This is a genomic window from Azotobacter tropicalis, assembly GCF_059739045.1.
On sequence record NZ_AP046059.1, the window covers coordinates 2,511,039 to 2,529,347 of the forward strand.

The following is an 18,309-nucleotide window of genomic DNA, read 5'->3' on the forward strand; positions in this document are numbered from 1 at the left end:
CGGCAACGGGAAAGACCGGCAGGCTCGGAAAAGGCGAAGGGGGACAGGCTGGCCGGAACGCCCGGCGCCTCAGTCGGCGCCGGCCGAGGCGAAGGCCTGCAGGTCGAGCAGGAAACGGGCCGACAGCGGCAGGCTGGCCGCGCCGAGCGAGCGGGCATGGGCGCCGATGCTGCCCGTCTCGATCCGCGGCAGGCCGATGCCGCTGGCCGGGAGCGTCGCCAGATGGGTGCGCACCCGCTCGACCAGCAGGCTGCGCACCTGGGCGGGCATCCAGCCGTCGACGAGACAGGCCTCGAAGTCGTAGACCGCCACCGCCGCCGCGGACGCCGCGGCGATCGCCCGCGCCGCCGCATCGACCCAGGCCTCGACCAAAGCCTGCGGGAAATGCCACTCCGACGGCGTGTCCCACAAACGGTCGGAGGCCTCGCCCGCGGCGCCCAGCATCCGTTCCAGCACCGACAGCGAGGCGATGTCGAGCAGTACGGCCTGGCCGCCTCGCCCGTCCGGCACCGGCATGGAGCCGATCGCTCCGGCGTTGCCGGTGCGCCCCGGCACCAGGCTGCCGTTCAGGACGATGCCGCCGCCGATGAAATAACCGAGGTAGAAATACAGGAAGTCCCGCGGACTGCCCCCCTGGCCGAAGAGCAATTCGGCGCCGCAGGCGGCCGTGGCGTCGTTCTGGACATGGACCGGCAGGCCGGTCGCCGCGCCGATCTCGGCGCCGATATTGCGCTCGCGCCAGTCGAGCAGCGCCTCCTCCGGCACCCCCAGGGTGCGCCACCACTGCCAGGTATGGAACGGCATGGCGATCCCCAGTCCGGCGATCCGCTCGCGTTCGCCGGCGCCGATCTGGCCGAGGATGTCGGCGACCGCGGTGACGGCGAAACGCACCACGGCATCGGGCGTCGGATAGCGGTGCCGCTCGGTGACCCGCATGCGGATACCGCCGAGAAAGTCCACCAGCACTAGGTCGAGGCTGCGCTGGCCGACCTTCAGGCCGAGGCTGAACGCCCCGTCGCGGGCCAGCCCGAGCGGCACCGACGGCTGGCCGACCCGGCCGCGCAGCGGCTGGCCGCGACGGATCAGCCCGTCCTCTTCCAGCGCGCGCATGATGACCGAAACCGTCTGCGCCGAGAGGCCGGTGAGCCGGGTGAGGTCGGCCTTGCTCATCTCGCCGCGGTTGCGCAGCAGCGACAGCACCAGGCGTTCGTTGTGCGCCCGCACGCCGCGCAGGTTCGAGCCGCGCAGGCCCCCTATCGCGCAATCGTTCAAGACATCACCTCCGCCTGTTTCGTGCGACGCACCGCCGGAGCGCATGCCCGACGAATCCAGGGGGTATTTCAGCAGAATCGCCGGTCTTTTTCAGGAGATCTTCGCAAAAGTGGCCGCCCGCCTGCCCGGCCGAAATCGCCATCCGGACGAAAAACCATTGACATGAATCGTTTCAGCAAGCATTTTTCACCGCAATCCGACGATCATGGCCCATGAACCTCTCCTCCGGAGAGGCGTCGGACGACGGCACTTCAATAAAATAATTCACAAGAGTTGAATTTCTGGAGGCACAGCTATGCCGACGCGCCGAGAATTCGTACACCGGGACAAACTCCTGCCCTTCATCCTGCTGGTCTGCTGCTTCGCCGCCTGGGGCGTGGTCGCGACCATGACCGACCCGCTCGTGCAGGTGTTCAGCACCGTCTTCAGCATGAGCACCCTGCAGGCCTCCCTGGTCCAGTTCGCCTACTACGGGGCGTATTTCCTGCTGGCCCTGCCGGCCGCGTTCATCAACCAGCGCTACTCCTACAAGACCGGCGTGCTGGTCGGTCTGGGCATGGCCATCGTCGGGGCGCTGCTCTTCTACCCGGCCAGCCTGGCGATGACCTACGGCCTGTTCCTGCTCGCGCTGTTCACCCTCGCCGGCGGGCTGGCGATCCTGGAAACCTCGGCGAACCCCTTCGTCATCTCGATGGGCCCCGAGGGCAACGCGACCCGCCGGCTGAACCTCGCGCAGGCCTTCAACCCGGTGGGCACCAACATCGGCGTCCTGCTGGCCGCCACCCTGATCCTGCCGAACCTGCATTCCGCCGGCTCCGCCGAGCGGGCGGCGATGAGCCAGGCGGAACTGCTCGCCATCCGCTCCGGCGAACTGCAGGCGGTCATGCTGCCCTACGTCGGTTTCGCCTTCGTGCTGCTGGCGATCTGGATCGGCATCGCCCTGACCCGCATGCCGGCCAAGGAGAAAGCGCAGGAGGCGGAGCCGCTCGACGGCGGGTTCGCCGCCGTCTTCCGGCGCCTGATGCGCAACGCGCACTACCGCTGGGGGGTCGTGGCACTGTTCTTCTACATCGCCGCGCAGACCTGCACCTGGACCTTCACCATCCAGTACGCGCAGCAGGCCACCGGCGCCAGCCACACCGAGGCCGGCTACTACCTGCAATACAGCATGATCGTCTTCCTCGTCGCGCGCTTCGTGGCGACCTGGGCGATGGGCTACGTGCGCCCCTCGGTGCTGCTGGTGCTGCTCGGCGCGGCGGCCACCGGCCTGTGCCTGTATGCCGCTTTCAATCCCGGCCTTTCCGGCGTCTGGGCGCTGGTGGCGGTCTCCGCCTGCCTCTCGCTGATGTTCCCGACCATCTACGGCATCGCCCTGATGGGCCTGGGCGAGGATGCCAAGTTCGCCGCGGGCGGGCTGGTCATGACGCTCCTCGGTGGCGCGCTGATGCCGATGGTCCAGGGCGCGGCGATCGACGCCTTCGGCGCGGCGGCCTCCTTCGCGGTGCCGGGGATCTGCTTCCTGGCGGTGGTGGCCTACGGCCTGTTCCACCTGAGCACCTCGTCGGCCGGCCTGTTCGACTTCCGCTCCACCGCCCGCAAGGTGGCCGAACCGGCCTGACCGCCCGGCGCCTTCCCGAGCGGAACCGGGCCGGCCGGAGGGCAACCCCCGCGGCCGGCCCGCTGCCTTTACCCCCGGCGCGTTTCGACGCGCCCCTCCCGCCCCTTCGCCCGCCCCGCCGCCAGACCGCTCCAGCGCTAAATGCCGCCTAGACTTGTGCTGATCGCTTCGCAGACCCCGCGCCGGGCCGCCAAGACCAACAAGAAAAAGGAAGCCCCTCATGCTCAAGCCGACCGTCAAGGTACTGCTCTGCGCCCTCGCTCTCGGCCTTGCCGGCCTGGCCCGGGCAGCCGACCCGGTGGTCATCAAGTTCTCCCACGTGGTGGCGGAGAACACCCCCAAGGGCCAGGGCGCCCTGCTGTTCAAGAAGCTCGCCGAGGAGCGCCTGCCTGGCAAGGTGCGGGTCGAGGTCTACCCGAACTCCTCGCTGTTCGGCGACGGCAAGGAGATGGAGGCGCTGCTGCTCGGCGACGTGCAGATCATCGCCCCCTCGCTGGCCAAGTTCGAGCAGTACGCCAAGCCGATCCAGATCTTCGACCTGCCCTTCCTGTTCGACGACATGGCCGCGGTCGACCGCTTCCAGGCCAGCCCGGCCGGGCGCAGCCTCTTGCACGCGATGGAGGACAAGGGCATCACCGGCCTCGGCTACTGGCACAACGGCATGAAGCAGCTGTCGGCCAACAAGCCGCTGCGCGAGCCGCAGGACGCCCGCGGCCTGAAGTTCCGCGTGCAGGCTTCGGCCGTGCTCGAGGAGCAGTTCAAGGCGGTACGCGCCAACCCGCGCAAGATGAGCTTCGCCGAGGTTTACCAGGGCCTGCAGACCGGCGTGGTCAACGGCGCCGAGAACCCCTACTCGAACATCTACAGCCAGAAGATGCACGAGGTGCAGAAGTACATCACCGAGTCCAACCACGGCGTGCTCGACTACATGGTGATCACCAACACCAAGTTCTGGGACGGCCTGCCGGAGGACGTGCGCAACGAGCTGCGCAAGATCGTCGACGAGGTCAGCGCCGAGGTGAACAAGCAGGCCGACGCCCTCAACCAGGGCGACAAGCAGCGCATCCTCGCCGCCGGCACCACCGAGATCATCGAGCTGACCCCGGAGCAGCGCGCCCACTGGCGCGAGGCCATGCAGCCGGTGTGGAAGAAGTTCGAGGGCGAGATCGGCACCGACCTGATCAAGGCTGCCCAGGCCGCCAACCAGCCCTGACCTGCCTGCCGCCCCTGCGCCGGAGACCCTGCCATGCACGCCCTGCGTCGGCTCTGGGACCGCTTCGAGGAAGGCTTCATCGCCTTCCTGCTGGCGGCCATGACCCTGGTGACCTTCGTCTACGTCCTGCTCAACAACCTCTATGCGTTCTTCTACGCCCTGGGCGACCGCTTCACCTTCGCCAGCGCCTTCTTCTACGCCCTCGGCGATCCGCTTCTCGACTGGGCGCAGGCGATGACCTGGAGCAACGCCCTGACCAAAGCGCTGTTCGCCTGGCTGATCTTCTTCGGCCTGGCCTACGGCGTGCGCACCGCCGGGCACATCGGCGTCGACGCGCTGGTCAAGCTGGCCAGCCGGCCGGTGCAGCGCCTCCTCGGCCTGATCGGCTGCGTCGCCTGCCTGGCCTACGCCGGCCTGCTCGGCGTGGCCAGCTTCGAGTGGGTCGCGACCCTGTTCCACGCCGCCATCGGCGCCGAGGACCTCGGCCACTTCGGTATCCAGCAGTGGCACATCGGCCTGATCGTGCCGCTCGGCTTCGCCCTGGTCTTCGTCCGCTTCCTGGAGATCTTCGTGCGCATCCTGAAAGGCCAGCAGACCGGCCTGGGCCTGGCCGACGAGGCCGCTGAAGTCGCCAAGCTGACCGACCACGAGGAGTTGCGGCCATGACCATCGCCTTCCTGTTCCTCGTCCTCTTCGTGCTGATGTTCATCGGCGTGCCGATCGCCATCGCCCTGGGCCTGTCCGGCTCGCTGACCATCATGCTGTTCAGCCCCGACTCGGTGCGCTCGCTGGCGATCAAGCTGTTCGAGACCTCCGAGCACTACACCCTGCTGGCGATCCCCTTCTTCCTGCTCGCCGGCGCCTTCATGACCACCGGCGGGGTGGCCAAGCGCCTGATCGACTTCGCCAACGCCTGCGTCGGGCACATCCGCGGCGGCCTGGCGATCGGCGCGGTGCTGGCCTGCATGCTGTTCGCCGCGCTGTCCGGCTCCTCGCCGGCCACGGTGGCGGCGGTCGGCTCGATCGCCATCGCCGGCATGGTGCGCTCGGGCTACCCGCAGGCGTTCGGCGCCGGCATCGTCTGCAACGCCGGGACCCTCGGCATCCTGATCCCGCCGTCGGTGGTGATGGTGGTCTACGCCGCCGCTACGGAAAGCTCGGTCGGCAAGCTGTTCATGGCCGGGGTGGTGCCGGGCATCCTGCTCGGCGTGGTGCTGATGGCGACCATCTACCTGGTTGCCCGCAAGCGGCACCTGCCGGCGCTGCCGCGGGCGAGCTTTCGCGAATGGCTGGCCGCCGCGCGCCGGGCGCTCTGGGGCCTGCTGTTGATGGTGATCATCCTCGGCGGCATCTACTCGGGGATGTTCACCCCCACCGAGGCGGCGGCGGTGGCGGCGGTCTACGCGGCCTTCGTCGCGCTGTTCGTCTACAAGGACATGCGCCTGCGCGAGGCGCCCAAGGTGCTGCTGGAGTCGGGCAAGCTGTCGATCATGCTGATGTTCATCATCGCCAACGCCATGCTCTTCGCCCACGTGCTGACCACCGAGCAGATCCCGCAGACCATCACCGCCTGGGTGATCGAGATGGGCCTGTCGCCGTGGATGTTCCTGCTGGTGGTGAACCTGGTGCTGCTGGTGGCCGGCGCCTTCATGGAACCCTCGGCGATCATCCTGATCCTCGCGCCGATCCTCTTCCCCATCGCCATGCGCCTGGGCATCGACCCGATCCACCTGGGCATCGTCATGGTGGTGAACATGGAGATCGGCCTGATCACCCCGCCGGTGGGGCTGAACCTGTTCGTCACCTCGGCGGTGACCGGCATGAGCGTCGGCCAGGTGATCCACGCCGCGCTGCCCTGGCTGCTGCTGCTGCTCGGCTTCCTACTGGTCATCACCTACGTGCCGGCTATTTCCCTGGCCCTGCCCAACTGGCTGGGCATGAACTGAAACGCGGCGCGCAGCGCCATAAAAAAGGCGCACTCATGGTGCGCCCTACTGCAAGAACCAGCCAATGTGCGAGGGTCGCGCCGCGCCGCTTGTGGCAGCGCCGCGCCTTATGGCGCCGCCGCCCAGAGCGGCGCCATAACCGGGCAGGGAGGCGTCAGACCGGGGTCAGCAGCTCTCCCTTGTCGAGGAACGCCTGCAGGTTGGCGATGACCAGCTCCTCCATCTGCAGGCGGGTTTCCTCGGTGCCGCTGCCGACGTGCGGCAGCAGCACCACGTTGGGCATGTCCAGCAAGGCCGCCGGCACCAGCGGCTCCTTTTCGAAGACGTCGAGGGCCGCGGCGCCGAGCCGGCCTTCGGCGAGCGCGGCGACCAGCGCCGCCTCGTCGACCACCGAGCCGCGCGCCACGTTGACCAAGAGGCCCTTCGGCCCCAAGGCCGCGAGCACCTCGGCATTCACCAGGTGATGGGTCGCCGGTCCTCCCGGGCAGGTCAGCACCAGGAAGTCGGCCCACTGCGCCAGCTCCACCAGGGAGGCCGCGTAGCCGTAGGGGCTGCCGGCCACCGGCCGGCGGTTGTGGTAGCGCACCTGCATGTCGAAGCCGGCGGAGCGCCGCGCCACCGCCTGGCCGATGCGGCCCAGGCCGACGATGCCCAGGCGCTTGCCGCTGACCCGGGTGGCCAGCGGGAAGTTGCCGATCCGCCAGTTGCCGGCGCGGACGAAGCGGTCGGCCTCGGCGATCCGCCGCGCGCCGTCGATCAGCAGGCCCATGGCCAGATCGGCGACGCACTCGTTGAGCACGTCCGGCGTGTTGCTGAGCGGGATGCCGCGCTGGCGCAACGGGCCCAGCGGGATCGCGTCGTAGCCCACGCCGAAGCTGCAGACGGCGCGCAGGTTGGGCAGCGCCGCGAGCATCGCCTCCGTGCAGCCGAAGCGCGCCGAGGTGACCAGCACCTCGAACTCGGCGCCGTGGCCGGCCAGAAAGGCCACGCCGTCGGCCTGTTTCCAGTACGGCTCGGCGCCGTATTCCTCGGCCATGCGCCGGTTGAAGCGCTCGCTCAAGGCGCCGACCTGCAGCACTCTCGGTCCATTCATCGAAAACTCCTCAGCTGGATTGATCCGGCTTCAGGTTACCGGCGCCGGATTGAACAGCACCAGATCGTTGTGCAGGCGATGCTGCTCGGCCCAGGTCCGCGTGCGGCCGCTGGCCACGTCCAGGTAGAGGCGGAAGATCTCCCAGCCCAGCTCCTCCAGCGACAGCCGCCCGGAGGTCACCTGCCCGGCGTCCACGTCGATCAGGTCCGGCCAGCGCTCGGCCAGTTCGGTGCGGGTGGCCACCTTGATCACCGGCACCATCGCCAGACCGTAGGGCGTGCCGCGCCCGGTGGTGAAGATGTGCAGGTTCATCCCGGCGGCCAGCTGCAGGGTGCCGCAGATGAAGTCGCTGGCCGGGGTGGCGCAGAACTGCAGGCCCTTGCCCCTGACCTTCTCGCCCGGCGGGACCACGCCGGCGATGGGGCTGGAGCCGGACTTGGCGATCGAGCCCATGGCCTTCTCGACGATGTTGTTCAGCCCGCCCTTCTTGTTGCCGGGGGTGGTGTTGGCGCTGCGGTCGGCCATTCCCCGCTCCAGGTAGCGGTCGTACCAGTCCATCTCGCGGATCAGCGCGTCGGCCACCTCGGGGGTCGCCGCCCGCGGGGTGAGCAGGTGGATGCCGTCGCGCACCTCGGTGTTCTCCGAGAACATCACGGTGGCGCCGGCGCGCACCAAGAGGTCCGCGGCGACGCCCAGTGCCGGGTTGGCGGTGATCCCGGAGAAGGCGTCGCTGCCGCCGCACTGCATGCCGACCACCAGCTCGGAGGCCGGGCAGGTCTCGCGGCGCCGCGCATCGAGCACCTTGAGGCGCGCCTCGATCAGGCCGAGGATCTGGTCGACCATCCCGGCGAAACCGTTGCCCGACTCCTGCAGGCGGTACAGCCATTGCGGCTCGCTCATCCCACTGGTCAGTTCGTCGCCCGGCATCAGTTGGACCGGCTGCAGCTTCTCGCAGCCGAGGCCGATGACCAGCGCCTGGCCGCCGAGGTTGGGGTTGCGGGCCAGGTTGAACAGGGTGCGGATCGGGATCACCGCGTCCGGCGCGTTGATCGCCACGCCACAGCCGTAGCTGTGGCTCAGGGCGATCACGTCGTCGACGTTGGGGTACTTGGGCAGCAGCTCCTTGCGCGCCCGCTCGACGCAATGCTCGAGCACCCCGGCCACGCACTGCACGGTGGTGCTGACACCGAGCAGGTTGCGTGTGCCGACGCTGCCGTCGGGGTTGCGGAAGCCCTCGAAGGTGAAGCCCTCCAGCGGCTCGACCGGCGCGGCGGCCTGGGTCGCCCGCGGCAGGTTGTCCAGCGCCGGCGGCTCGGGCATGCGCAGGTGCGCCTCGGTCACCCAGCTGCCGCGGGGGATCGGCTGCAGGGCGTAGCCGATGACCTGGCCGTAGCGCACCACCTCGGCGCCTTCGGCGAGGTCCGCCAGCGCCACCTTGTGGCTCTGCGGGATGTGCTCGATGGCCTGCAGACCGTCGGTGAAGCGGCTGCCGGCCGCCACGCCCTGGTCGTTGACCACCACGCCGACGTTATCGTCCGCGTGCAGGCGGATGTAGCGCGGCGAATCCTGATGTTCGATCAACATGACACTATCCTCGTACAGATTTCAGGCGGACGCCGCGCTGCCCTGCGGGCCGAGCGGAACGGCCGACGCCTCTTCCCGGCGGGCCGAGCCGCCCTGGGTCGGGCCGTCCTTGAGCTCGACGCGCTGGATGCGGCCGACGATCACCAGGTAGCTGAACACCGCCACCAGCGCGTTGGCGCCGACGTACACCAGCGCCCACTTGAAGGAGCCGGTGGCGCTGATGATGTAGCCGATGACGATCGGCGTGGTGATCGAGGCGATGTTGCCGAAGGTGTTGAACAGCCCGCCCGACAGGCCGGCGATCTGCTTCGGCGAGGTGTCCGCCACCACCGCCCAGCCCAGCGCGCCGAGGCCCTTGCCGAAGAACGCCAGGGTCATGAAGCCGACCACCATCCATTCCGCCTGGACGTAGTTGCAGAACACCATGCTGGTGGAGAGCAGCAGGCCGGTGACGATCGGCAGCTTGCGCGCCAGGGTCAGCGAGTGGCCGCGGCGCAGCAGGGCGTCGGAGATCACCCCGCCGAGCACGCCGCCGATGAAGCCGCAGAGCGCCGGCAGCGAGGCGATGAAGCCGGCCTTGAGGATCGACATGCCGCGCTCCTGCACCAGGTACACCGGGAACCAGGTGAGGAAGAAGTAGGTGATGCCGTTGATGCAGTACTGGCCGAGGTAGACGCCGACCAGCATGCGGTTGGTCAGCAGCTGGCGGATGTAGTCCCAGCGCGGCCCCTGGCTGCCCGACTTGCGGGCGCTGTCCATGTCGACCAGACCGCCGTTCTGCTCGATGTGCTCCAGCTCGGCGCGGTTGATGCGCGGGTGTTCCTTGGGGTTGTAGATGGTCTTCAGCCAGACCCCGGAGAAGACGATGCCCAGCGCGCCCATCATGACGAACACGTGTTCCCAGCCGAACTTGTGGACGATCCAGCCCATCAGCGGGGCGAACAGCGCGGTGGCGAAATACTGTGCGGAGTTGAACACCGCCGAGGCCGTGCCGCGCTCGGCGGTGGGGAACCAGGCGGCGACGATGCGCGCGTTGCCGGGGAACGACGGCGCTTCGGCGAAACCGACCAGAAAGCGCAGCATGAACATGGTGGTCACCGCCCAGGCCACCGGCATGCCGCCGACGAAGCCCTGCAGCAGGGTGAACAGCGACCAGGTGAAGATGCTCACCGCATAGACGCGCTTGGAGCCGAAGCGGTCGAGCAGCCAGCCGCCGGGGATCTGCCCCAGGACGTAGGCCCAGCCGAAGGCGGAGAAGATGTAGCCGAGGGTCACGGCATCGAAGCCGAGATCCTTCTGCATGCTGGATCCGGCGATGGAAATGGTGGCGCGGTCGGCGTAGTTGATCGTCGTCACCAGGAACAGCATGAGCAGGATCAGGTAACGCACGCGGGTTTGCTTGATGGCTTGCATGGCGTTGGCTTCCACGAAATTGTTGTCTTGTTGCGTGGAGTGCCCTGCTCGCGCAGGGCGGCGGACTCGCGACCGGCCGCTCGCCAGAGGGTCGAGACGGCCGGACGAAGCAGCTGCGAAGCGCTCCGGCTTACTGCGGGCCGAGCTTCCTGATCAGCGCGGCGAGGCGTTCGTACTCGTCGGGCAGCAGGTCGGTCAGCGGCGCGCGCACGGGACCGGCGTCGTGGCCGACGATCTTCACCCCGGCCTTGACCATGCTCACCGCGTAACCGGCACGGCGGTTGCGGATCTCCAGCAGCGGCAGGAAGAAGTTGTCGATGATCTTGCTGACGGTGACGTGGTCGTCGGCGGCGACGGCCTTGTAGAACTCCATTGCGGTACGCGGAATGAAGTTGAACACCGCCGAGGAGTAGACCGGCACGCCCAGCGCCTTGTAGGCCGCGGCGAAGACCTCGGCGGTCGGCAGGCCGCCCAGGTAGGTGAAGCGCTCGCCCAGGCGGCGGCGGATCGACACCATCAGCTCGATGTCGCCCAGGCCGTCCTTGTAGCCGATCAGGTTCGGGCAGCGCTCGGCCAGCTGCTCGAGCAGCGTCGGGGTCAGCCGGCAGACGTTGCGGTTGTAGACCACCACGCCGATCTTCACCGCCTTGCAGACCGCCTCGACGTGGGCGGCGACGCCTTCCTGGCTGGCTTCGGTCAGGTAGTGCGGCAGCAGCAGCAGGCCCTTGGCGCCCAGGCGCTCGGCCTCCTGGGCCATGTGGATGGCCTGGCGGGTCGGGCCACCGACGCCGGCGAGGATCGGCACGCTGCCGGCGCAGGTGTCGACCGCGGTCTTGATGATCTGCGGGTACTCGTCGAGGTCCAGCGAGAAGAACTCGCCGGTGCCGCCGGCGGCGAACAGCGCGCTGGCGCCGTAGGGCGCCAGCCACTCCAGGCGGCGGGCGTAGGATTCGGCGTTGAAGTTGCCGGCGGCATCGAAATCGGTGACCGGGAAGGACAGCAGCCCGGAGGAGAGGATGGACTTGAGTTCTTGCGGAGTCATTGGTCGAGCACCCTGCTTGATGAAGTGGAAGTCTCCGGTCGGCGACCGGGCTTGGAAATAAGTTATCGTATGACTTCCGTAAAAACTAGTCCCTCTGCGTGCCTTTTCCAGCACCTCCGGCGCCTGGCAGCGTCTCTAGAAACACCAAAAAACCACTGCGTTTCGATAAATTTATTTATAAATCATCGATTTACTGAGTGATTTCGGCAGCTGCACGGAACAACCCAGCCTCTCGAATCCGACAAGCAGTCATCGTATCTTTTCGCAAGGAATGCCGTGAGCAGGAGCGAAAGCACGGCGGCGCGCGGCCATGTCCGCCTGAGCGGGAGCGGATACTCGCGGCATCGCAGGCCGATGCCGGGGATTTCCGCGATGCACGGCGGGAAGCCGGGGCCGGCGCGACCGGCGAGCAGTCGCGAAAACAGGTCAGCGCAGACGATGGAGGCTTGCACACGCCACGCCGGCTTCGGCCGGGCGCTCGGCGCTGCAAGGGGAGGACGGCGAAGGACCAGGCCGGCGCGGACCGCGATCCGTACGCTGGGGCGGGAATCAGGCCGGCTCGGAACCGGCCTGCTGGGATTCGGCCTCTTCGTGGGCCTGGCGCAGACGTTCGCGGCTGTTGGTCAGGTGCAGGCGCATGGCGGCGCGGGCCGCGTCGGCATCCTGGCGGGCGATCGCCTCGTAGATCTCCTCGTGCTCGCGTCGCAACCGCGCGTGGTACTGCTGCTGGTCGGCATGGGCGATGTGCGCCGAATCCAGGCGGGTGCGCGGAATGATGCTGGTGCCGAAGTGGCTCATGATGTCGGTGAAATAGCGGTTGCCGGTGGCCAGGGCGATCTGCATGTGGAACTGGAAGTCGCTGGCGATCGCATCGCTGGCCTGGCTGGCGCGGTTGAAGGTGTCCAGCGCCGCGCGCATGGCGGCCAGCTGCTCGGCGCTGCGCCGGCGCGCGGCCAGGCCGGCGCACTCCACCTCGAGGCTGACGCGCAGCTCGAGGATGGCCATCACGTCGCGCAGGGTGACGATGGTCGCCGGGTCGATGCGAAAGCCACTGGTGCTCGGCGTGTCCAGCACGAAGGTGCCGATACCGTGGCGCGTCTCGACCGTGCCGGAAGCCTGCAGGCGCGAGATGGCCTCGCGCACCACGGTGCGGCTGACGCCGTGGGCCTCCATGATTTCCGACTCGGTGGGCAACTTCTCGCCGCACTTGATCTGCCCCTCGCGAATCTGCCGGGTCAGCTCGGCCACCAGGTCCTGGGCAAGGCTGCGGCTCTTGCGCCGCGGGCGCGGCAATGTGCTGTCGTTGCTCATCTCGATGCTCGGTATCGGTTGCGGTCCGGGAGTCCATCATACCCCCTCGCCGTTGTACGACAACAGCGACGATTGTCGGAGCGCGGGCAAACGGTGCGCTTCCGCCCTGCCCGGCCGTGACGGCCGTCAAGACTTCGCCGGCCGCGCCTTCGGGCAACGGGCCCCGCCGCCTAGACTGGAGCGCTCCGCCCGCCGGCGGCCACGCGCCACGGCGGCGATCGCCCACTACCGAGCAAGGATGCCTCGATGCCCCGCCGGATCGCCCTTTCCGTTGTCTGTCTGTTCGCCCTCCCGCGCTCGCCGCGCCCTGCCCCGACTGGCCGAAGCCCCGCGCCGGCGCCGAGCTGGCGGCGCTCGCCGAGCGCCTGCGCCAGTGGGACGACGCCTACCACCGCGAGGGCCGCAGCCCCGTGGCGGACGAGCTCTACGACCAGGCCCGCGCCCGCCTCGCCTTGTGGCGCCAGTGCTTCCCCGCGCAGGCCGGCGCCGCGCCCGAACCGCTCGCCGACAGCGCCGGTCCGCTGGCCCATCCGCTGCCGCATACCGGCCTCGCCAAGCTCGACGAGGCGGCGGTGCGCGACTGGATGGCCCGCCGCGAGGACCTCTGGATCCAGCCCAAGGTCGACGGCGTGGCGGTCACCCTAGAATACCGGGACGGCCGCCTGCTGCGCGCCATCAGCCGCGGCGACGGCCGCCACGGCCAGGACTGGACGGCCCACGCGAAACGCCTGCCGGCGGTGCCGCAGGAGGTGCCGGAAAGGCGGCAGCTGATCCTGCAGGGCGAACTCTACTGGCGGCTGCCCGGCCACGTGCAGGCCGCGGCCGGCGGCCGCGGCGCGCGAAGCCGGATCGCCGGCCTGCTGGCGCGCCAGACGCTGGACGACACGGAGGCCGCCGGGATCGGCCTGTTCGTCTGGGACTGGCCGAACGGCCCGACGGAGATGCCCGGGCGGCTGGACGGCCTGGAGCGGTTCGGCTTCGCCGAGGCGCGCCTTTACAGCCAGCCGGTGGCGGACTTCGCCGCGGCGCGGCAGTGGCGCGAGCGCTGGTACCGCGAAGCGCTGCCCTTCGCCAGCGACGGCGTGGTGCTGCGCCAGGGCCGCCGTCCGCCGGGCGAGCGCTGGCAGGCCGAGCCGCCGCATTGGGCAGTGGCCTGGAAATATCCGTTCGCCCAGGCGCTGGCCGAAGTGCGGGCGGTGCGCTTTCGGATCGGCCGCAGCGGGCGCATCACCCCGCTCGTGGAGCTGCAGCCGGTGCGCCTGGACGACCGGCAGATCCGCCGGGTCGCCCTCGGCTCGCTGCGCCGCTGGCGGGAACTGGACATCCGCCCCGGCGACCAGCTGGCGATCCGCCTGGCCGGGCTGAGCATCCCGCAGGTCGAGGGCGTGCTCTGGCGCGCCGCCGAACGTCCGGCGCTGGCGGCGCCCGATCCGGCGGCCTACCACGCGCTGAGCTGCTGGCGACCGACGGCGGGCTGCGAGGAGCAGTTCCTCGCCCGCCTCGACTGGCTGGGCGGCAAGCACGGCCTGGGCCTCGCCGGGATCGGCCGCGGCACCTGGGAAACCCTGCTGGAGAACCGCCGGCTCGACGACCTGCTCGGCTGGCTGGAGCTGAGCGAGGCGCAGCTGGCCGGCCTGCCCGGCTTCGGCGAGCGCAGCGCCGGCCAGCTCGCCGAGCGTTTCCGCACGGCGCGGCAACGGCCCTTCCCGGTCTGGCTGCGGGCCCTCGGCCTGCCGCCGAGCGGCGGGGCGCGGCTGCCGTCCTCCTGGGACGAGCTGGCCGGACGCGACCTGGAGCAGTGGCAGCACGAACCGGGCATCGGCCCCGGCCGCGCCCGCCGGTTGCTGGCCTTCTTCCGGCACCCCGAGGTGCAGGCGCTGCGCCAGCGGCTGCAGGCGGCGGGTGTCGCGGGCTTCTGAAGCGACGCGCGGGGAAACGCTGCGCGGTCGGCCACGCTACCAGGGCGAGCTACGGATAACGGCACCGCCTTATCCAGCAGACACGCTTTCCCCATGCCGCCTCAATAGACGCGGAATTCCTGGTGGCAGGTTTCGCAGGCGTCCTCCACGCGCTGCAGGTACGGCACCAGGGCCTTGGGCTCCAGCGGCCGGGCGGCGGTCGCCGCGACCAGCGCCGCGGTGCTCCGCTCCAGGTCGGCGGCCAGTTGGCGGAAGCGCTCCTGGCGCTGCCAGACCTCGTCGCGGGCGCTGCTGTCCTCTTCCTTGACCTGCGGGAAGTGCTGCCAGGGCTGACGCGACAACTGGTCGAGACGCAGCGCGCCGGCGGCGAAACGCTGCTCGTCGAAGCTCAGCCGGCCGCGCAGCATGCCGCCGAGGTCCTCGCTGGTCTTGAGCATGTCCTTGAAGATCGCCTGGCGTTTGCCCAGCGGCGAATCGGGGTCGACGCCGCCGCAGGCGCTCACGCCCAGGACAGCGAACAGAAGCATCAGTGTTTTGGGGTTCATCGTCGACATCGCGGCAGTTCACGGCGGCGCCAGTATCCGCAAGTGGCGGGCAAACACCAAGCCCGGCCCGGCAATGTAAAGGAAAGGCAAAGAGTGTAAGGGGCCGGGCGGAACGTCCGTGCCAAGGGGTAGCATCCGCTCCGACCGCCGCAGCCTGCCCTCCTCCTCCTCGCGGCGGGCTGCGGTCGGTCGCCATGCCGAACCGAGTCCAATCCGGAGCGATCGATGAAAGCCTTCTCCACGCTATGTGCCCTGTCCCTCGCCGCCCTGATCGCCGCCCCGCAGGCCGCCCTGGCGGCGGACGGCTGCACTGCCGACGATCACGCGCAGCACCCAAAAGCCAGCCAGACCGACTGCGGCCAGCACCGGGAACACCCGCGCCAGCCGGACCCGCAGGCGAAGCCGGGCGAAACGCGCCAGGAGCGGATCGGCGACGGCAAGGGCCAGGCGGCGGCGAAGCGGGACACGGCCCGGGAGCAGAACGCCGCCCGGCGCGCTTCCGGCGCGACGCCGCAGCAGCAAGCGGACGCCCGCGGCCAGGCGCAGCAGACCGGCCACGACCGCCCGGAAGAATGATCCCAGGCCGCTGCCTGGCAGACCGGGCAGCGAGGGCCTTGGGCTCCCCCGTCCGGCTGGCTATAATCGCCCCTTCTCGCGGCCACGCGCCGCACCCGCCTCCCGTCCGAGGGGCGCTGCAGCAGGACACCCGGTCACGCACCGGGCGCACCTGTCAGGCTCGGACGGTTGTCGCCACGGCCGATCGCTCCCGCGGTCGCCGTTCCTGACTTCAACGGCGCCCATTCGACATCACGAATGGAGAGACGCATGAGCGCTGCTTTTGCCGATTACAAAGTTGCCGACATCGCCCTGGCCGACTGGGGCCGCAAGGAAATCATCATCGCCGAATCCGAGATGCCGGCGCTGATGGGCCTGCGCCGCAAGTACGCCGCCAGCCAGCCGCTGAAAGGCGCGAAGATCCTCGGCTGCATCCACATGACCATCCAGACCGCGGTGCTGATCGAGACGCTGATCGCCCTCGGCGCCGAAGTGCGCTGGTCGAGCTGCAACATCTTCTCGACCCAGGACCAGGCCGCCGCGGCCATCGCCGCCGCCGGCATCCCGGTGTTCGCCTGGAAGGGCGAGACCGAGGAAGAGTACGAGTGGTGCATCGAGCAGACCATCCTCAAGGACGGCCAGCCGTGGGACGCCAACATGGTGCTCGACGACGGCGGCGACCTGACCCAGGTCCTGCACGCCAAGTATCCGCAGATGCTGGACAAGATCCACGGCATCACCGAGGAAACCACCACCGGCGTGCATCGCCTGCTCGACATGCTCAAGGCCGGCACCCTCAAGGTCCCGGCGATCAACGTCAACGACTCGGTGACCAAGAGCAAGAACGACAACAAGTACGGCTGCCGCCACAGCCTCAACGACGCCATCAAGCGCGGTACCGACCACCTGCTGTCCGGCAAGCAGGCGCTGGTGATCGGCTACGGCGACGTGGGCAAGGGCTCGGCGCAGTCGCTGCGCCAGGAAGGCATGATCGTCAAGGTCTCGGAAATCGACCCGATCTGCGCCATGCAGGCCTGCATGGACGGCTTCGAGCTGGTCTCCCCGTACCTGAACGGCGAGAACGACGGCAGCGAGGCCTGCATCGACAAGGCCCTGCTCGGCAAGATCGACCTGATCGTCACCACCACCGGCAACGTCGCCGTGTGCGACGCCAACATGCTCAAGGCGCTGAAGAAGCGCGCCGTGGTCTGCAACATCGGCCACTTCGACAGCGAGATCGACACCGCCTTCATGCGCAAGCACTGGGCCTGGGAAGAGGTCAAGCCGCAGGTGCATAAGATCCACCGCACCGGCGCCGGCCCGTTCGACCCGCTCAACGACGACTACCTGATCCTGCTCGCCGAGGGCCGCCTGGTGAACCTGGGCAACGCCACCGGCCACCCGAGCCGGGTCATGGACGGCTCCTTCGCCAACCAGGTGCTGGCGCAGATCCACCTGTACGGCGAACGCTTCGCCGACCTGCCGGCCGCCGAGAAGGCCGCGCGCCTCTGCGTGGAGGTGCTGCCCAAGAAGCTCGACGAGGAAGTGGCGCTGGAGATGGTCAAGGGTTTCGGCGGCGTGATCACCCGCCTGACCGGCCAGCAGGCCGAGTACATCGGCGTCGGTGTCGACGGCCCGTTCAAGCCGGACAGCTATCGTTACTGATCGTAGGGTGGGTTAGGCCGCAGGCCATAACCCACCGACCGGCCATCCGGCCGGCAATGGGGATGCCTGCCGGCATCCTTGGCGGGTTACGCCGCGTCGCGGCTAACCCTCCCTACGCTTTCAAGGACCCATTCCATGTCCCAGGAACGCCGCTACAGCTTCGAGTTCTTCCCGACCAAGACCGAGGCCGGGCACGAAAAACTGCTGACCGTGGCCCGCCAGCTGGCCGGCTACGACCCCGATTTCTTCTCCTGCACCTACGGTGCCGGCGGCTCGACCCGCGACCGCACCCTGAACACCGTGCTGCAGCTCGACGGCGAGGTGAAGGTGCCGACCGCGCCGCACCTGTCCTGCGTCGGCGACAGCAAGGCCGAACTGCGCAGCCTGCTGAACACCTACCGGGAAGCCGGCATCCGCCGCATCGTCGCCCTGCGCGGCGACCTGCCCTCGGGCATGGGCATGGCCAGCGGCGAGCTGCGCCATGCCAGCGACCTGGTGGCGTTCATCCGCGCCGAAACCGGCGAGCACTTCCACATCGAGGTCGCCGCCTATCCGGAGATGCACCCCCAGGCACGCAGCTTCGAGGACGACCTCGCCCACTTCGCCGCCAAGATGCAGGCCGGGGCGAACAGCGCCATCACCCAGTACTTCTTCAACGCCGACAGCTATTTCCACTTCGTCGAGCGGGTACGCAAGCTGGGCGTGGAGCAGCCGATCGTCCCCGGCATCATGCCGATCACCAACTACAGCAAGCTGGCGCGCTTCTCCGACGCCTGCGGCGCGGAGCTGCCGCGCTGGGTGCGCAAGCAGCTGGAGGCCTACGGCGGCGACCTGGAGAGCATCCAGGCCTTCGGCGAGCAGGTGGTGACCCGGATGTGCGAGAAGCTGCTCGAAGGCGGCGCGCCGGGCCTGCACTTCTATACCCTGAACCAGGCCGAACCCAGCCTGGCGATCTGGAACAACCTCGGACTGCCGCGCTGAGGCGCCTGCCCGCCGTCGCCCGGGCGCAACGGCGGGCTGCAGCACGCTTTGCTGCCGCTCAGCTCTGTTATACTCCCAGCTTCCGCCAGGCTTGCGCCCGGCTGCTCGGCCAACGCAGGCCCAGCAAGACCGGTCGGGGTCGCGCACACGCG

16 protein-coding genes and 1 riboswitch are annotated in these 18,309 nt (G+C 69.1%); of the genes, 9 read left to right on the forward strand and 7 right to left on the reverse strand.

Annotated elements, in window-relative coordinates; all coding sequences use genetic code 11:
- Positions 1-69: 69 nt before the first annotated feature.
- A complete protein-coding gene (locus Atro_RS11910; protein ID WP_497922521.1) occupies positions 70-1,272 on the reverse strand; it encodes an ROK family transcriptional regulator in 1,203 nt (400 codons plus the stop codon).
- A 43-nt stretch (positions 1,273-1,315) separates the two neighbouring features.
- Here Atro_RS11910 and Atro_RS11915 point away from each other — a divergent pair, with 43 nt between their 5' ends.
- The 5 genes from Atro_RS11915 (at position 1,316) to dctM (ending at position 6,049) form a co-directional block, all read left to right on the forward strand.
- Positions 1,316-1,438, forward strand: coding sequence for a hypothetical protein (locus tag Atro_RS11915; protein ID WP_497922524.1), 123 nt, complete (start codon positions 1,316-1,318; stop codon positions 1,436-1,438).
- A gap of 129 nt (positions 1,439-1,567) precedes the next feature.
- Entirely contained in the window at positions 1,568-2,890 is a 1,323-nt protein-coding gene (gene fucP, locus Atro_RS11920; protein WP_497922526.1) for an L-fucose:H+ symporter permease, read from the forward strand.
- Positions 2,891-3,110: 220 nt separating this feature from the next.
- Positions 3,111-4,103 carry a C4-dicarboxylate TRAP substrate-binding protein DctP gene (gene dctP / locus Atro_RS11925; protein WP_497922527.1) on the forward strand — a complete coding sequence of 331 codons (993 nt, stop codon included), beginning with the start codon at positions 3,111-3,113 and terminating at the stop codon, positions 4,101-4,103.
- 33 nt (positions 4,104-4,136) lie between these two features.
- Positions 4,137-4,769 carry a TRAP transporter small permease gene (locus Atro_RS11930; RefSeq protein WP_497922529.1) on the forward strand — a complete coding sequence of 211 codons (633 nt, stop codon included), beginning with the start codon at positions 4,137-4,139 and terminating at the stop codon, positions 4,767-4,769.
- Positions 4,766-6,049 carry a C4-dicarboxylate TRAP transporter large permease protein DctM gene (gene dctM, locus Atro_RS11935; protein WP_497922531.1) on the forward strand — a complete coding sequence of 428 codons (1,284 nt, stop codon included), beginning with the start codon at positions 4,766-4,768 and terminating at the stop codon, positions 6,047-6,049. Before Atro_RS11930 ends, dctM begins: the two co-directional genes overlap by 4 nt.
- A 154-nt stretch (positions 6,050-6,203) precedes the next feature.
- Here the strand turns inward: dctM and Atro_RS11940 are convergent, their stop codons facing one another.
- The 5 genes from Atro_RS11940 to Atro_RS11960 all read right to left on the reverse strand — a co-directional run bounded on the left by Atro_RS11940 (position 6,204) and on the right by Atro_RS11960 (position 12,492).
- A complete protein-coding gene (locus tag Atro_RS11940) occupies positions 6,204-7,142 on the reverse strand; it encodes a 2-hydroxyacid dehydrogenase (protein WP_497922532.1) in 939 nt (312 codons plus the stop codon).
- A gap of 30 nt (positions 7,143-7,172) precedes the next feature.
- The gene (gene garD / locus Atro_RS11945; RefSeq protein ID WP_497922534.1) at positions 7,173-8,726 is read right to left on the reverse strand and encodes a galactarate dehydratase; all 1,554 of its coding nucleotides are present in this window, start codon (positions 8,724-8,726) and stop codon (positions 7,173-7,175) included.
- A 21-nt stretch (positions 8,727-8,747) separates the two neighbouring features.
- A complete protein-coding gene (locus Atro_RS11950; RefSeq protein ID WP_497922536.1) occupies positions 8,748-10,139 on the reverse strand; it encodes an MFS transporter in 1,392 nt (463 codons plus the stop codon).
- A gap of 130 nt (positions 10,140-10,269) precedes the next feature.
- Positions 10,270-11,181 carry a 5-dehydro-4-deoxyglucarate dehydratase gene (gene kdgD, locus Atro_RS11955; RefSeq protein ID WP_497922538.1) on the reverse strand — a complete coding sequence of 304 codons (912 nt, stop codon included), beginning with the start codon at positions 11,179-11,181 and terminating at the stop codon, positions 10,270-10,272.
- A 549-nt stretch (positions 11,182-11,730) separates the two neighbouring features.
- Complete coding sequence (locus Atro_RS11960; RefSeq protein ID WP_497922540.1) at positions 11,731-12,492, reverse strand: FadR/GntR family transcriptional regulator; 762 nt, start codon at positions 12,490-12,492, stop codon at positions 11,731-11,733.
- Between the two features lie 275 nt (positions 12,493-12,767).
- Between Atro_RS11960 and ligB the strand changes: the two genes are divergently transcribed.
- The gene (gene ligB, locus Atro_RS11965; RefSeq protein ID WP_497927672.1) at positions 12,768-14,411 is read left to right on the forward strand and encodes an NAD-dependent DNA ligase LigB; all 1,644 of its coding nucleotides are present in this window, start codon (positions 12,768-12,770) and stop codon (positions 14,409-14,411) included.
- Positions 14,412-14,512: 101 nt separating this feature from the next.
- On the opposite strand, the gene Atro_RS11970 is transcribed toward ligB, so the two are convergent.
- The gene (locus tag Atro_RS11970) at positions 14,513-14,956 is read right to left on the reverse strand and encodes a c-type cytochrome (RefSeq protein WP_497922542.1); all 444 of its coding nucleotides are present in this window, start codon (positions 14,954-14,956) and stop codon (positions 14,513-14,515) included.
- Positions 14,957-15,181: 225 nt separating this feature from the next.
- Here Atro_RS11970 and Atro_RS11975 point away from each other — a divergent pair, with 225 nt between their 5' ends.
- The 3 genes from Atro_RS11975 to metF all read left to right on the forward strand — a co-directional run bounded on the left by Atro_RS11975 (position 15,182) and on the right by metF (position 18,157).
- Entirely contained in the window at positions 15,182-15,532 is a 351-nt protein-coding gene (locus tag Atro_RS11975) for a hypothetical protein (protein ID WP_497922544.1), read from the forward strand.
- A gap of 102 nt (positions 15,533-15,634) precedes the next feature.
- Positions 15,635-15,762, forward strand: a riboswitch (S-adenosyl-L-homocysteine riboswitch).
- A 7-nt stretch (positions 15,763-15,769) separates the two neighbouring features.
- Positions 15,770-17,176 carry an adenosylhomocysteinase gene (ahcY, locus tag Atro_RS11980; protein WP_497922545.1) on the forward strand — a complete coding sequence of 469 codons (1,407 nt, stop codon included), beginning with the start codon at positions 15,770-15,772 and terminating at the stop codon, positions 17,174-17,176.
- A gap of 135 nt (positions 17,177-17,311) precedes the next feature.
- Entirely contained in the window at positions 17,312-18,157 is an 846-nt protein-coding gene (metF, locus tag Atro_RS11985; protein WP_497922547.1) for a methylenetetrahydrofolate reductase [NAD(P)H], read from the forward strand.
- Positions 18,158-18,309 lie beyond the last annotated feature (152 nt).